The organism is Mesorhizobium jarvisii (genome assembly GCF_003601985.1).
Taxonomy (GTDB): Bacteria; Pseudomonadota; Alphaproteobacteria; order Rhizobiales; family Rhizobiaceae; genus Mesorhizobium; species Mesorhizobium jarvisii.
On record NZ_QZXA01000001.1, the window covers coordinates 184375 to 197594 of the forward strand.

15 protein-coding genes, 1 pseudogene and 1 riboswitch are annotated in these 13220 nt (G+C 63.6%); of the genes and pseudogenes, 4 read left to right on the forward strand and 12 right to left on the reverse strand.

The window, feature by feature from the left end; genetic code table 11:
* Positions 1 to 35: 35 nt before the first annotated feature.
* The 3 genes from D3242_RS00850 to D3242_RS00860 all read right to left on the reverse strand — a co-directional run bounded on the left by D3242_RS00850 (position 36) and on the right by D3242_RS00860 (position 1579).
* Positions 36 to 302: a DUF2277 domain-containing protein gene (locus tag D3242_RS00850; protein WP_010914875.1), complete on the reverse strand. Its 267-nt coding sequence runs from the start codon at positions 300 to 302 to the stop codon at positions 36 to 38.
* A 95-nt stretch (positions 303 to 397) separates the two neighbouring features.
* Positions 398 to 649 carry an exodeoxyribonuclease VII small subunit gene (locus D3242_RS00855; protein ID WP_027046614.1) on the reverse strand — a complete coding sequence of 84 codons (252 nt, stop codon included), beginning with the start codon at positions 647 to 649 and terminating at the stop codon, positions 398 to 400.
* Positions 650 to 652: 3 nt separating this feature from the next.
* Positions 653 to 1579, reverse strand: a complete 927-nt coding sequence (locus D3242_RS00860) for a histone deacetylase family protein (RefSeq protein WP_019856973.1) — start codon at positions 1577 to 1579, stop codon at positions 653 to 655.
* Positions 1580 to 1700: 121 nt separating this feature from the next.
* Positions 1701 to 1880, forward strand: a riboswitch (cobalamin riboswitch).
* 93 nt (positions 1881 to 1973) lie between these two features.
* On the opposite strand from D3242_RS00860, the pseudogene bluB reads away from it, so the two are divergent.
* Positions 1974 to 2555, forward strand: a pseudogene (gene bluB / locus D3242_RS33835) (5,6-dimethylbenzimidazole synthase); the annotation flags it as partial.
* Between the two features lie 119 nt (positions 2556 to 2674).
* Here bluB and D3242_RS00870 read toward each other — a convergent pair.
* Both D3242_RS00870 and D3242_RS00875 read right to left on the reverse strand, forming a co-directional pair.
* Positions 2675 to 3658 carry a hypothetical protein gene (locus D3242_RS00870; protein WP_064983031.1) on the reverse strand — a complete coding sequence of 328 codons (984 nt, stop codon included), beginning with the start codon at positions 3656 to 3658 and terminating at the stop codon, positions 2675 to 2677.
* Positions 3659 to 3753: 95 nt separating this feature from the next.
* Positions 3754 to 4362, reverse strand: coding sequence for a TetR/AcrR family transcriptional regulator (locus D3242_RS00875; protein ID WP_019856969.1), 609 nt, complete (start codon positions 4360 to 4362; stop codon positions 3754 to 3756).
* A 119-nt stretch (positions 4363 to 4481) separates the two neighbouring features.
* Here D3242_RS00875 and D3242_RS00880 point away from each other — a divergent pair, with 119 nt between their 5' ends.
* Complete coding sequence (locus D3242_RS00880; RefSeq protein ID WP_019856967.1) at positions 4482 to 5705, forward strand: MFS transporter; 1224 nt, start codon at positions 4482 to 4484, stop codon at positions 5703 to 5705.
* A 106-nt stretch (positions 5706 to 5811) separates the two neighbouring features.
* Here the strand turns inward: D3242_RS00880 and ribB are convergent, their stop codons facing one another.
* Positions 5812 to 6912, reverse strand: coding sequence for a 3,4-dihydroxy-2-butanone-4-phosphate synthase (ribB, locus tag D3242_RS00885; RefSeq protein ID WP_019856966.1), 1101 nt, complete (start codon positions 6910 to 6912; stop codon positions 5812 to 5814).
* 76 nt (positions 6913 to 6988) lie between these two features.
* On the reverse strand, positions 6989 to 8104 hold the full coding sequence (aroC, locus tag D3242_RS00890) for a chorismate synthase (protein ID WP_064983032.1): 1116 nt from the start codon (positions 8102 to 8104) through the stop codon (positions 6989 to 6991).
* Positions 8105 to 8288: 184 nt separating this feature from the next.
* Between aroC and D3242_RS00895 the strand changes: the two genes are divergently transcribed.
* Entirely contained in the window at positions 8289 to 8549 is a 261-nt protein-coding gene (locus tag D3242_RS00895) for a DUF1344 domain-containing protein (protein ID WP_019856964.1), read from the forward strand.
* 10 nt (positions 8550 to 8559) lie between these two features.
* Here D3242_RS00895 and D3242_RS00900 read toward each other — a convergent pair whose 3' ends face one another.
* From D3242_RS00900 to D3242_RS00920, 4 genes are all read right to left on the reverse strand, one after another.
* Positions 8560 to 9147 (reverse strand): histidine phosphatase family protein, encoded by a 588-nt coding sequence (locus tag D3242_RS00900; RefSeq protein WP_064983034.1) that lies wholly within the window; start codon positions 9145 to 9147, stop codon positions 8560 to 8562.
* Between the two features lie 52 nt (positions 9148 to 9199).
* The gene (gene fabI / locus D3242_RS00905) at positions 9200 to 10018 is read right to left on the reverse strand and encodes an enoyl-ACP reductase FabI (RefSeq protein WP_019856962.1); all 819 of its coding nucleotides are present in this window, start codon (positions 10016 to 10018) and stop codon (positions 9200 to 9202) included.
* A gap of 105 nt (positions 10019 to 10123) precedes the next feature.
* Positions 10124 to 11053: a DnaJ C-terminal domain-containing protein gene (locus tag D3242_RS00910; protein WP_019856961.1), complete on the reverse strand. Its 930-nt coding sequence runs from the start codon at positions 11051 to 11053 to the stop codon at positions 10124 to 10126.
* Between the two features lie 261 nt (positions 11054 to 11314).
* Complete coding sequence (locus D3242_RS00920; protein WP_027046613.1) at positions 11315 to 11776, reverse strand: RT0821/Lpp0805 family surface protein; 462 nt, start codon at positions 11774 to 11776, stop codon at positions 11315 to 11317.
* A gap of 40 nt (positions 11777 to 11816) precedes the next feature.
* On the opposite strand from D3242_RS00920, the gene pdxH reads away from it, so the two are divergent.
* A complete protein-coding gene (gene pdxH / locus D3242_RS00925) occupies positions 11817 to 12434 on the forward strand; it encodes a pyridoxamine 5'-phosphate oxidase (protein WP_019856958.1) in 618 nt (205 codons plus the stop codon).
* 12 nt (positions 12435 to 12446) lie between these two features.
* Here the strand turns inward: pdxH and D3242_RS00930 are convergent, their stop codons facing one another.
* On the reverse strand, positions 12447 to 13199 hold the full coding sequence (locus D3242_RS00930) for a crotonase/enoyl-CoA hydratase family protein (protein ID WP_019856957.1): 753 nt from the start codon (positions 13197 to 13199) through the stop codon (positions 12447 to 12449).
* Positions 13200 to 13220: the final 21 nt, after the last annotated feature.

Sequence of the window (13220 nt, forward strand, 5' to 3'; positions counted from 1 at the left end):
CTCCTTGTCAGCGGTCGAGGACCGCTCTGGCCGCATCAGGCAAAGCGGATCGCCGCTTTTGCCCGCAGTTTGGCCGCCACCTCTTCGCGGTTGCGCGGGTGCTGATTGGTTTCGAGCGAATCGAGAAGTTCGCGCGCCGATGCCGCAATGGCTTCGACGGCGTGATCGAACGCATGCTGGTTCTGTTTCGAGGGCCGTGTCGTTCCGCTCAGCTTGCGAACGAACTGAAGGGCCGCGTCGCGCACTTCGTCATTGGTTGCCGGCGGGTCAAAATTGAACAGGGTCTTGATGTTTCTGCACATCGCTTCCGTATCTCCTTTTGTCCTGGAGCCGTTTCGGGACGAGCTTAATCCTCAACCTTGATCGTGTCCAAAAACCGGCAAGGCTACTCCGCGCCTCAATCCGCGTCGAGCGGCTCGGTTCCGACCGGCTTGCCGTCGCGCGACAGCCTGATCTTCTCGACCTTGTCTTCGGCGGCCTTCAGCAGCCGGTCGCAATGCGCCTTCAGCGCCTCGCCGCGCTCGTAGATCTTGATCGACTGGTCGAGCGGCACGTCGCCACGCTCCAGATCATCGACGATCTTCTCCAACGCGTCGAGTGCCTGTTCGAAGCTCATCGCCTTGACGTCTTCGTTGGTTTCACCAGCCATCATTCATCCTTTCATCAGTCGCCCGACATGGGCGGCGACCGAAAATGCCAGTCCCTGCAGATCGTAGCCGCCCTCGAGCAGGCTGACGAGCCGGTTGCCGCTGTGGCGCGCGGCGCGCTGCATCAGCTGGCCGGTCGCCCAGTCGAAATCGTCCTCGGTCAGGTTGATCTCGGCCAGCGGATCGCGGTGATGCGCGTCGAAACCGGCCGAAATGATGATCAGATCGGGCGCGAAATTGTCGAGCGACGGCAGCACCCGCGACAGGAAGGCATCGCGAAACACCTCACTGCCGGTCTGCGGCGCCAAGGGTGCATTGACGATGTTGCCGGCGCCGGTCTCGGTCTTCGCGCCAGTGCCGGGATAAAGCGGCATCTGGTGCGTCGAGCAATAGAGAACCGAGGGATCGTCCCAGAAAATATCCTGCGTGCCGTTGCCGTGATGGACATCCCAGTCGACGACGGCGACACGCTCGGCGCCATGCTTCTTCTGCGCATAGCGCGCCGCAATCGCCGCCGTGTTGAAGAAGCAGAAGCCCATTGCGGTGGTCTTTTCGGCATGGTGGCCGGGCGGCCTTGCGGCGACGAATACGTTGTCGGCGCGGCCTGCAAAGACGTCGTCAACAGCGGCGTTGGCCGCGCCGATCGCGGCGATCACCGCCTGCCAGCTCTTCGGGCTGGCGGTGGTGTCGGCATCGATGCGGGCAATACCCTCTTCGGGAATGGCGGCACGCACACGGGCGACGAAATCGGCGGGATGGGCGTAGAGGATGGTGGCCTCGTCGCCCTCCGGCGCTTTGACACGATCGAGCGCGGCAAAAGCCTCGTCGTCGAGCACGCGCTCGATGGCGCGCAGGCGGTCCGGCCGCTCGGGGTGACCGGGCGGTGTGATGTGTTCGAGGAAGATCGGATGCGTGTAGAGACGGGTTGTCATGCTCCCTATCTAGTGCCCCGGCGCCGCGATGGCCATGCATTGCAGCTTGATGGCTGGGGAAAATCGCGCCTGCGTCCATTGGCGTCGCTGCGGGGATTGGCGCGGCCGAGCCTTCGGCGTAAGGTCGCCGCTACTGCCTGGTGCCCGTCGCAAGCGGGAGAATCGGGAACACGGTTGAATTCCGTGGCGTGCCCAACGCTGTGAGGGGGACCGCGCCGGTAAATGCCACTGTCGATGACGGGAAGGCACCGGACGCGGGTTGATCCCAAGCCAGAAGACCGGCCTGGCAGGCATCGTCATCCGCATGGTCAGGCGGACGGCATTGATAGCGATCGCAAGGGGACACGCGATGCCGGAACACATGACCGCTGCTTCAGGTGACGAGTTTGACCAGATGGCGCGCGACGCGGTTTACCGCGCCATGTTCACGCGGCGCGACGTGCGCAGCCATTTCCTGCCCACCGGGCTCGACGACGCGGTGCTGGCGCGGCTTCTGCTTGCCGCCCACCATGCACCGTCGGTCGGCTTCATGCAGCCGTGGAATTTCATCGTCATCCGCGACGCCGCGCGACGGGCTGATGTGCGCGACCTGTTCCTGGCCGCGCGCGAGCAGGAATTGCCTGAAATCGAAGTGGAAAGACAGGCGCTCTACCGCAAGCTCAAGCTTGAAGGCATCTGCGAAAGCGCCCTCAACATCTGCATCACCTGCGACCGCGAGCGCTCAAAAAACTCGCCGCTGGGACGTTGGCACAATCCGGAGATGGATCTCTACAGCACGGTCTGCGCGGTGCAGAATTTCTGGCTGGCCGCGCGTGCCGAAGGCGTCGGCGTCGGCTGGGTCAGCATCATCGAGCCGCAAGCGTTGAAGAGCCTGCTGTCCATTCCCGAGCACGTGACGCCGATCGCATATCTCTGCGTCGGCCGGGTTTCCGAGTTCGCATCCAAACCGGACCTGGAAACGCATGGCTGGGGCCGGCGGCTGCCGCTGCCCGACCTGATCATGAGCGAGACTTTTTGCGGGCAAGGAGAGACGCCACTGAAGTCAGCGGTGGCGCACCTCAACACGGTTGCTGCTGCGCAGGCGAATCCCGCCGATCAGTGCGTCGCGCCGGCCGTGCCCCAGCGCGAGCCGCCAAAGGAGGCCAGCGCCTTGTCCTTCAACTCTCGGAACTTCGACGACGCCTCGGCCAGCCGGGCATCCCAGGCCGGATCAGGCACCTGGCCGGCGATGGTCTTGAAATAGACCTGCATCAGGCAGGCGATGGCGAAGGGCTCGATGAAGGCCGCCTTGAAGGCCCAGGCAAAGACGATGGCGAGCACGAAAGCCCAGCCGGCGAGTTGCCCTGGCATGAGGAAAAGAATGGCGGCGGCCGGGGCCAGCATCAGCAGGAAGATGACGAAGGAGACACCCCACATGATGACCGCCAGCCAGACGGCGTTCTTGATCATGGTCTTGCCGTTCTGGGCGTAGAGCACCACGCCTTGCCGAGCGGTTTCGAACGGTGAGGACGAATTGATGCGGATGTTGTAGCCGAGGATGATCTCGTCGACATAGGTGAGTGACAGGCGGATCACCGTGTTGATGAAGGAGACCAGGCCGCTCAGCCCCGGAATGGGCAGGAAGGCGGCGATGCCGCCGAGCAGGCCGGTGATGGCGCGGATGGCGCCCTTGACCAGCTGGTCGACGACGAAAAGGATGTTGGCCTCGGCGAAGCGCTCGGTCACGACCTGCCTGGCATAGGCGATCTGGTTCTGGCCGTCGGGAACATCCCGGCCATCAATCAGATGGACCATCACGGCGATATGGCCGGCCTTGACGACGTAGAGGATGTATTCGCGGATCCAATAGACGGCGATCGAAACCACGCCGAAGCCGACCACCCCGCCCCACAGGGCAAAGGACATCGGCCCGTCAGGATCGGTGGAGATATGGCCGACGCCATAGCCGACGGAAGCGCCGGTGCCGGTCGCCATGATGTAGGCCAGCGTGATGCCGAAATAGACGATTATGCGGAAGACAATGAAAGGCCAGGTCCGCACCATGATGGACACCGACCTGCCGATATCGAAATCCCACATGTCCCGAATCTCCCCTCAGAGATGGCTGGGAAGGATGCGCTCACCCCGAGGATTGTCAATCATGAGCGGTGGACAGCGGTGCGCCCAACGAGGATTTAGTTCTGTTGCGAACCCGGTTTTCTGAGCAGTCCCTCGAGCAGTTGCTTGAACGCCGCAACCACTATCTTCGACGTCGCTTCGGGGTCGTTAGAATTGGCGATCCGCTGCGCCGCCTGGCTGCTCGCCCCGTTGATCAGCCGTGCGGCGGTCTCGGGGTCGACGCCCGGGACGACCACCCCCTCCCCTTGCAGCGCGGTCAGATGATCGGTCATTGAGCCGACGCAGGCATTGGCATTCGACCATTGCGCCGGATCGCCCAAGACGGCCGGACCGTCGCGGAACATGATGCGCTGGATTTCCGGCTCCAGCGCCATTTCGATATAGGTCGTGCATTCGTCGACGAAATGCTGCCAGCGGGTCGGCGCTCTCGACGCCACCTCATTCACCCGGGCCGCCATCTCGCCGTCGATTTCGGCGATAACCGCCTCCAGCAGTCCCTTCTTGTCGCCGAAATGGTGATAGAGGGCGCCGCGCGTCAGCCCGGCCGATGCCGTGAAATCATCCATCGACGCTTCGGCATATCCGATCGTGCCAAAGGCCTGGCGGGCCGCGGCAATCAGCTTGGCGCGCGTTTCGGCGATCATTTCCTTGCGGGGTCTGTGCATTTCCGTCTGGTCCTATTCACATACGTTCCGTATGCCAATTGACATACGTCGCGTATGCTCTATCTAATCTTCATACGCTTCGTATGTAATTGTCGAACCGCCCTTTGTCGAGGAACCCCATGCAAAACCCCTATTCAGAAATCTTCCGCGCCCCTGGAGCGAGGGGCTTTGCGGCCGCCGGCTTCATGGCGCGCCTGCCGATCGCCATGGCGCCGATCGGCATCGTGGCAATGCTGTCGCAGACGCGTGGCGAATACTGGTTGGCGGGTGCCGTCTCGGCGACATTCGCTCTGGCCAACGCATTCCTGGCGCCGCAAATATCAAGACTGGTCGATCGCCTTGGCCAGACGCGGATCGTCGTGCCCACGACAATCATCTCCGTGCTCGCCTTCATCACTCTCACTGCGGCCGCCAATCAGGACTGGCCGGTTTGGACGCTGTTCGTGTCGGCGCTGCTGGCGGCGGCCATGCCCAGTATGCCTGCCATGGTGCGCGCGCGCTGGACGGAGCTTTTCCGGGGCCGGCCCGAGATGAACACCGCTTTCGCCTTCGAATCGGCGGCGGATGAACTGGTCTACATCGCCGGCGCATCGCTGTCGGTCGGCCTCAGCGCCGCCCTGTTTCCGGAAGCGGGCATGCTGGCGAGCACACTGTTCCTCGCCTTGGGGTCGACCGCGTTCATCCTGCAGAGATCGACCGAGCCGCAAGTGCGCCCGGTGGACCACGGCTCGAGCGGCTCGGCGATCCGCCTGCGGCCAGTGCAGATCATCACCTTTGCCCTGATCTTCATTGGCGCCACCTTCGCGACGACGGAAGTGAGCACGGTGGCCATCACAAAAGAGCTCGGCCAGCCCGGCGCCGCCAGCCTCGTCATCGGCGTCTACGCGCTGGGGTCGTTCGTGCTCGGCATCATTGTCGGCGCGCTCAACCTGAAGGCTCCACTGCAACGCCAGCTTGCCATCGCGGTCGCCCTGGTCACGCTCGGCACGCTACTGCCGCTCACCGCCAGCAGCGTGCCGCTTCTGGCGTTGACCGTCTTCATCAGCGGCGTGGCGATCTCGCCGACCTTCATCACGGCCTTCGGCCTGATCGAACGGCATGTGCCGGAAGCGATGCTGACCGAAGGCATCACCTGGGTGACCACCGGGATCGGCATCGGCATGGCGCTGGGCTCCTTCGCCGCCGGCGCCGTGGTGGATGCGTTCGGCGCCCAGAACGGGTTCTGGGTCTCGGTGGCATCAGGCACGATTGCGCTCGCCACCGTGCTGCTCGGCCAGCGCATCCTGGCCACGCAAAAATGCGAGCTGGACGGATGCGACGCTGCGGTCGTTCCCGCGGAGTGACACGGTCGGAATGGCTTGGGCCAGTGTGACTTCGTCATCCACGGGCGGAGCGACGCGAAGCGGAGCGCAGACCCGAGGATGACGACATCGCGGAGGTTTCAGGTAGCTAGAGGATCTCTGTCTTGGCGATGTGGATGCCAAACCCTTCGAGGCCGACATAATGACGCTCGCGCGAGGCGATCAGGTTGATCGAGGAAATGCCGAGATCCTTCAGGATCTGCGCGCCGAGGCCGATCTCGCGCCATTCGTTTTCGCGGCGGCGCGCCTCTTCGTGATCCTCGCGGTCGCCGCTCAGCGGACGCTTGCGCTCCTGGTGCGCGACGCCGACGGAGCCCTCTCTGAGATAGACGATGACGCCGCGCTTGCGCTCGCCCATCGCTTTCATGATGCCGTCCAGGCGATGGCTGGTGCCGAAGACATCGGTCACCACATCCTCGGAATGCAGCCGCACCGGCACGTCCTCGCCATCGCGTATATCGCCAAAAACGACAGCGACGTGATGCATCGTGTCCCAGGGCAGCGTGTAGGTGAAGACCTGCGCCTTGCCGCCAAGCGTGTCGATATCGGAGCAGGCGACACGCTCGACCAGCGTTTCCTTGCGCTGGCGGTAGGCGATGAGGTCGGCGACCGACACCTGCTTCAGGCCGTGCTCTTCGGCGAAAGCCTGCACTTGCGGGCCGCGCTTGACGGTGCCGTCGTCGTTGACCAGTTCGGAAATGACGCCGATCGGCGGCAGGCCGGCGAGCTTGCAGAGATCGACCGCCGCTTCGGTATGACCCGAACGCATCAGGACGCCGCCTTCGCGGGCGATCAACGGAAAGATGTGGCCGGGGCGGACGAAATCGGACGCGCCGACATTGCCGTTGGCAAGGTTGCGCACGGTCAGCGTGCGGTCGTCGGCCGAAATGCCTGTCGTCGTGCCATGCTTGAAATCGACGCTGACGGTGAAGGCGGTGGTGTGGGCGGAATCATTGTCGGCGACCATCGGCTGCAGGTTGAGCCGCTTGGCTTCCTCACGCGGCATCGGCGTGCAGACGATGCCCGAGGTGTTGCGCACGATGAAGGCCATCTTTTCCGGCGTGCAGTGAACGGCGGCGACGATCAGGTCACCCTCGTTCTCGCGCCCGTCATCATCCATGACGACGACGATCTCGCCGCGTTCGAATGCGCGGATGGCTTCGACAATCTTCTTCTGATCGTAAGGCATGGGATGCTCGCTTCGCTCGCAGGGATTCGGCAGTAGGCAGAAGGGAAGAAAAAGGCTGTTTCGGGCGGCCTACTGCCTATTCCCTACTGCCTATTCCCTTCCCTGTCTGTCCCCTGTGCCGCAGATAGTGATCGGCAATCGCGCAGGCAACCATTGCCTCGCCGATCGGCACGGCGCGGATGCCGACGCAGGGGTCGTGCCGGCCCTTGGTCATCACCTCGACGTCGTTGCCGTCCTTGTCGATCGACTTTCGCGGCGTCAGGATCGACGAGGTCGGCTTGACGGCGAAACGGGCCACGATCGCCTGACCTGTCGAGATGCCGCCAAGGATGCCGCCGGCATTGTTGGACAGGAACACCGGCTTGCCGTCATTGCCGATCCGCATCTCGTCGGCATTCTGTTCGCCGGTGATGCGCGCGGCCTCGAAACCATTGCCGATCTCGACGCCCTTGACGGCGTTGATCGACATCAGGCCCGACGCAATGTCCTGGTCGAGCTTGGCATAGATCGGCGCGCCAAGCCCTGGCGGCACGCCGTCGGCGACAATCTCGATCACAGCGCCGACCGAGGATCCGGCCTTGCGGATACCGTCGAGATACTGCGTGAAGACGGGAACCGAAGCAGGGTCGGGCGTGAAGAACGGATTCTCCGCGTCGCCGATGAAATTCCAGTTCCAGTTGGCGCGGTCGATCGATTTTTCGCCCATCGAAACCAGAGCGCCGCGCACCACCATGCCGGGCACCACCTTACGGGCGAGCGCCCCTGCGGCGACCCTGGCGGCGGTCTCGCGGGCGGAGGAGCGGCCGCCGCCGCGATAGTCGCGTGTGCCGTATTTGACGTCATAAGTGTAGTCGGCATGGCCGGGCCGGTACTGGCGGGCGATCTCGCCATAGTCCTTCGATCGCTGGTCGACATTCTCGATCAGCATGGAGACCGGCGTGCCGGTGGTGATCATCGTCTCGCCGTCCTCGTCGAGGACGAAACCGGACAGCACCTTCACCTCGTCGGGTTCGCGGCGCTGGGTGACGAAGCGCGACTGGCCCGGCCGGCGCTTGTCGAGTTCGGCCTGGATTTCGTTGCGCGTAAAGCGGATGCCGGGCGGGCAGCCATCGACCACGCAGCCAAGCGCTGCGCCATGGCTTTCGCCCCAAGTGGTGACGCGGAAAAGATGGCCGAACGTGTTGTGAGACATGGAAAAGTGCCCTGCCCGGCAGCGGAGCCGGTTGAAGCCTGCCTTCTATTGGCGTTTTTTGCGGTGGTCAAACTGTCATCCCTGCCGTTTAAGTTTTGACACATTCGGCTGGTTTCTGCTTTCTTCCATCCGCCGTTGAGGATCCGCCGCCACAGTGCCGGCGCAATGACCAAAGAGGACGATCATGCGTACCCTGATTGGCGCTGTTGCCGCCACCCTGCTCTATTCCACCGCCGCCTTCGCCGGACAGACCGAAGGCCTGATCAAGAAGGTCGACAAGGACGCGCTGACCCTGACGCTGGACGACGGTAAATCCTACAAGCTGAACGCCGAAACCGATCTCGACTCGCTGAAGCCGGGCATGGACATCGTCATCGCCTACGACGTGACCAATGGCGAGAATGTCGTGACCGATATGCAGTTGCCGGACAGCGACACGAACTAGGTCAGGCGGCTTAAAGCCACTCCAGGCTCTTGCCTTCGAGTTTGAGCACGCGATCCTGTGGTATTTCGAGGTTCGCGGCCTCGTCCTCGGCCATATCGAGCACGAAACGGAACAGGGTGCGCATGACGCCGCCATGCGTCACGCAAACCGTCTTGCGGTCGATCTCGTCGAAGCAGGGTTTCACCCGTTCGAGCAGCATCTGGTAGCTTTCCGCCCCCTCGCCCGGCGGCTGAAAATTCCATTTGTCCAATGCGCGGAACCGGCTTGCTCCGGGAGACTGTGTCTCGAGTTCGGCAAAGGTAAAACTCTGCCAGTCGCCGAAATTGACCTCGACCAGCCTGACATCGGTTCGATAGGCGAGCGGATCGAGTTTCATCGCGGCGCGGATGCGTTCCATCGTTTCGCGCGTCCGCCGCATCGGGCTGGCGACGAAGTCGAATTCCCCGGGATCGCCGACAAGGTCGGCCAGCCGACGCCCGTTTCCGGTCGCCTGCTCGCGGCCAAGGGCATTGAGATCGGTGTCGGCCTGGCCCTGAAGCCGGAATTCGGCGTTCCACGCGGTCTGGCCGTGGCGCACGATATAAACCAGCGGGTACATCAGGTCTTCCGGAGGTCGGGCCAGGGCCTGGGCGGAGGATGGGCGGAGGGCGTTATTCCTTGACCGTCGAAATATCAGGCGCGTCGACCGCCTTCATGCCCACCACGTGATAGCCGGAATCGACATGGTGCACCTCACCGGTGACGCCACGCGACAGGTCGGACAGGAAATAGACGCCGGAATCGCCGACCTCCTCCTGCGTGACCGTCTGCTTCAGCGGCGAATTGTATTCGTTCCACTTCAGTATGTAGCGGAAGTCGCCTATGCCCGAGGCGGCCAGCGTCTTGATCGGGCCGGCCGAGATCGCGTTGACGCGGATCTTCTTGCCGCCGAGATCGACGGCAAGGTAACGCACGCTGGCTTCGAGCGCGGCCTTGGCGACGCCCATGACGTTGTAGTGCGGCATCACCTTCTCGGCGCCGTAGTAGGTCAGCGTGAGCAGTGAACCGCCCTCGGTCATCAGCGCCTCGGCGCGCTTGGCGATGGTCGTGAAGGAGAACACCGAAATGTCCATGGTGCGCAGGAAATTGTCGCGCGTCGTCTCGACATAGCGGCCGGTCAGCTCGTCCTTGTCGGAGAAGGCGATGGCATGGACGAGAAAATCGAGCTTGCCCCAATGCTTGGCGACATTGGCGAAAACCTCGTCGAGGCTCGCCGGATCGGTGACGTCGCAATGGCCGGCGACAAAGGCGCCCAGTTCCGCCGCCAACGGCTCGACACGCTTCTTGAACGCCTCGCCCTGATAGGTCAGCGCGATCTCGGCGCCATGGTCGACGCATGCCTTGGCGATGCCGTAGGCTATCGACCTGTTGTTCGCGACGCCAAGAATAAGGCCGCGCTTGCCGGCCATCAGGCCCTGTCCACCCGCCATGTGAGCGCTCTCCGCAAGGTTTGTGCTTTGTGGAGTGCCTATCGCACAGGCACACAGCCCCTTCAAGCGCTCAAACCGGACAGTTCGGGGGACAAGAGCGCTGGATCAGCCTTTTTGACCACGCAGCAACGCTTCGAGAGCGCTGTCGCCGCCCTCCGGCAGCATGATGCGGACATGCGCGTAGAGATCGCCGTGGCCGCCGGCCTTTTCCGGCAGGCCCCTGCCCTTGAGCCGCAGGACCTTGTCCGAGCTCGACCAGGCGGGGACGTTGACCGCCAGCCTGCCGGTCGGCGTCTCGACCGGCACCTTAGCGCCGAGCACCGCATCCGCCAGCGACACCGGCAGATCGGCATGCAGGTCGCGGCCCTCGATGCGGTAGCGCGGATGCCGGCGGATATGGATCTTGACCAGCGCGTCGCCGGGCTGGCCCGGCCCCTGCTCGCCCTGCCCCTTCAGCCGGATGGTCTGGCCATCCTCGACAAAGGCCGGCAGTTTGACCGCCACCTTGCGGCCATCCGGGAACATCGCCGTCACCTTTTCGGCGGTCGCCGCTTCCTCGATGGTGACGTCGAGCGTGACGTTCAGATCAGCCGCCGTCGCCGGCTGGCGGCGGTCGCCCATGCCGGCACCGCGCGCGCCGGAAAAGGCGTCGCCGAAGATCTGGCTGAAAATATCGCTGTTGCCGTCGAACGGATCACCGCCCGGGCGCCCCGAACGGAATTCGAATCGCGAACCGCCGGCGCCTTGCTGGCGGCGAAACCCGGCAAAGGGGTCGCCGCCACCGGCGGCGCCCTCAAAACCCTGGAAGCGCGGCTTGCCGTCGGCGTCGATCTCGCCACGATCGAAAGCGGCACGGTTCTTCTCGTCGCCGACGATCTCATAGGCCTGATTGGCCGCGGCAAAACGGTCCTTCGCCTTGGGATCATTCGGATTCTGGTCCGGATGATGTTTCTTGGCGAGTTTCCGGTACGCCGATTTTATGTCCTTGGCCGATGCGTTCTTTGCAACGCCCAGGACCTCATACGGGTCGCGCATGCTTCCTGCCCTGGAAATGAGTTGAGTCCATACTTGCCCCCTATATGCGCTCGGATAGGAAGAAATTCCAGTAGCGGGTGGCCATATTGAAGGCGGAAAATCAGAGCCTGATCCGAAAGTCGGCGGCTGAGGCTTGGCGAGGGATTTTTGCCGATCCGGAAGGAGCCGATCGCAGCCGATATCGGGATATCGGCAAGATTGGCGACGCGCTGGGCGGCGAAAAGACCCGCCAAGCCGACCCGATCGACTTTCGGATCAGGCTCAGAGCGCCTTGAAGCCCTGCATGCGCCAGCCGCCGGCGCTGGCCAGGCAGAGCTCGCCCTCGAACATGGCAACGCCGTCAAAGCTTTCGCGCGAAGCCTTGAAGCGGCGGCAGGTCTGGCCCCGGTCCTTCAATTCCGCGAGTTCGGTGATGGAGCCGCGTGAACCGGTGCCGGCATTGGCCCACGGCACGGCCTGGCCGCCGAGCTGCTCGATGTCGGCGGAGGACACCGCATTGCCGATCGTCGTCTGGTCGGAGTCGCGATCCGAATCGGCAGGCGCCGATTGAGGCTGCGTGCTGCTGGTCAGGATCGAGCGGTCGACTTCGGCTTTTTCCAGGCTGAAGCCACCCGCGCCGCAGGCGGCAAGCGGCAAGGCGGCCGCCACGATCGCCGCTTTCGCGCTGGCCGAAGCGATAACGCTCCATTGCCTGCTGTCAAAAGCTTGCGCGATACGCGACAATCGGCAACCTCCCTGATTTCGTGACAATTTGAGAAAAACTATGAGTGACACAGAGTTAACAACCAGTGACTTTACCGAAGCGGCCGAGCCGTTTCGCCTCTTTGCCGCATGGCTTGACGACGCCACCAAGAGCGAAATCAACGATGCCAACGGCGTGGCGCTGGCGACCGTCGACGCCGAAGGCATGCCGGATGTGCGGATGGTGCTGCTGAAGGGGTTCGATGAAGGCGGGTTTGTTTTCTACACGAATTTCGAGAGCGCGAAGGGCCAGGAGATTCTTGGCAGCATGAAGGCGGCGATGTGTTTCCACTGGAAATCGCTGCGCCGCCAGGTGCGCATTCGCGGCCCGGTGGAGATCGTCAGCGATGCCGAGGCCGACGCCTACTACGCGACGCGCCCACGCGGCAGCCGCATCGGCGCCTGGGCGTCGAAGCAGTCACGGCCGCTGGAAAGCCGCTTCGCACTGGAGAAAGCTGTCGCCGAATACACGGCGCGCTACGCCATCGGCGAGATTCCGCGCCCGAAGCACTGGTCGGGTTTCCGCATCGTGCCGAAGACGATCGAGTTCTGGCACGACCGTCCATTCCGGCTGCATGACCGGGTGGTCTTTACCCGCAACGCCCAAGGCGATTGGGACAAGACGCGGCTCTATCCCTGAAAGGGCAAGGCCTCAGCTCTTCTTCCTGGTCATGAACGCGGCGAGCGCGGCGCGCGCCTCATCCGACTTCAGCCGCTCGCGAAAATGCTGGCTTTCCTCGCCGATGCGGGCAACGAGGTCGTCGCGCGAGCCGCGCATGAGATCGCGCGCGATCTTCAGCGCCTGCGGCGGCTTAGTGGCGATCTGGCTGGCGGCCGCAAGGACCGAGGCCTCCAGCGCGGCCTCCTCGACCACATCGTAGATCAAGCCGGCGGCCTTCGCGCGCTCGGCGGAAAAACCTTCGCCTAGGCCGAGCAGCGCGAAAGCGCCTTGCTGACCAAGGATGCGTGGCGCCAGCAGACTGGAGCCAGCCTCGGGCACCAGGCCAAGATCGACGAAAGGCGTCCTGAAGACGGTGCGCGGCGTGGCGAAGGTCAGGTCGCAATGCAGGTTGATCGTCGTGCCGATGCCGACCGCGATGCCGTCGACGCCGGAGACGATGGGTTTTTCGACCCTGGCCAGCGCCATCAGGAAATCCCAGACTTCCGTGCCGCCGTCACCGCCGGTGGCGACAACCATGAAATCGGCAAGATCGTTGCCGGAGGAGAAGGCGCCGGGCACGCCGAGGAAGACATGGACGCGGATCGCCGGATCGGCGTCACCCTCGGCAAGCGCCGCCGACATCTTTGCGTACATGGCACGCGTCAGCGCGTTCTTCTTGTCCGGGCGGTTCATGCGGATGATCTGGATGGCGCCCTGGCGCTCGACGAGGATATGGTCTGTCACGGTCTTCTTCCCTGGTGAGCG

Bases quoted from the DNA above. Each gene is read 5' to 3' on its own strand.
- D3242_RS00850 (WP_010914875.1), bottom strand. From the start codon at position 302: ATGTGCAGAAACATCAAGACCCTGTTCAATTTTGACCCGCCGGCAACC.
- D3242_RS00855 (WP_027046614.1), bottom strand. From the start codon at position 649: ATGGCTGGTGAAACCAACGAAGACGTCAAGGCGATGAGCTTCGAACAG.
- D3242_RS00860 (WP_019856973.1), bottom strand. From the start codon at position 1,579: ATGACAACCCGTCTCTACACGCATCCGATCTTCCTCGAACACATCACA.
- D3242_RS00870 (WP_064983031.1), bottom strand. From the start codon at position 3,658: ATGTGGGATTTCGATATCGGCAGGTCGGTGTCCATCATGGTGCGGACC.
- D3242_RS00875 (WP_019856969.1), bottom strand. From the start codon at position 4,362: ATGCACAGACCCCGCAAGGAAATGATCGCCGAAACGCGCGCCAAGCTG.
- D3242_RS00880 (WP_019856967.1), top strand. From the start codon at position 4,482: ATGCAAAACCCCTATTCAGAAATCTTCCGCGCCCCTGGAGCGAGGGGC.
- ribB (WP_019856966.1), bottom strand. From the start codon at position 6,912: ATGCCTTACGATCAGAAGAAGATTGTCGAAGCCATCCGCGCATTCGAA.
- aroC (WP_064983032.1), bottom strand. From the start codon at position 8,104: ATGTCTCACAACACGTTCGGCCATCTTTTCCGCGTCACCACTTGGGGC.
- D3242_RS00895 (WP_019856964.1), top strand. From the start codon at position 8,289: ATGCGTACCCTGATTGGCGCTGTTGCCGCCACCCTGCTCTATTCCACC.
- D3242_RS00900 (WP_064983034.1), bottom strand. From the start codon at position 9,147: ATGTACCCGCTGGTTTATATCGTGCGCCACGGCCAGACCGCGTGGAAC.
- fabI (WP_019856962.1), bottom strand. From the start codon at position 10,018: ATGGCGGGTGGACAGGGCCTGATGGCCGGCAAGCGCGGCCTTATTCTT.
- D3242_RS00910 (WP_019856961.1), bottom strand. From the start codon at position 11,053: ATGCGCGACCCGTATGAGGTCCTGGGCGTTGCAAAGAACGCATCGGCC.
- pdxH (WP_019856958.1), top strand. From the start codon at position 11,817: ATGAGTGACACAGAGTTAACAACCAGTGACTTTACCGAAGCGGCCGAG.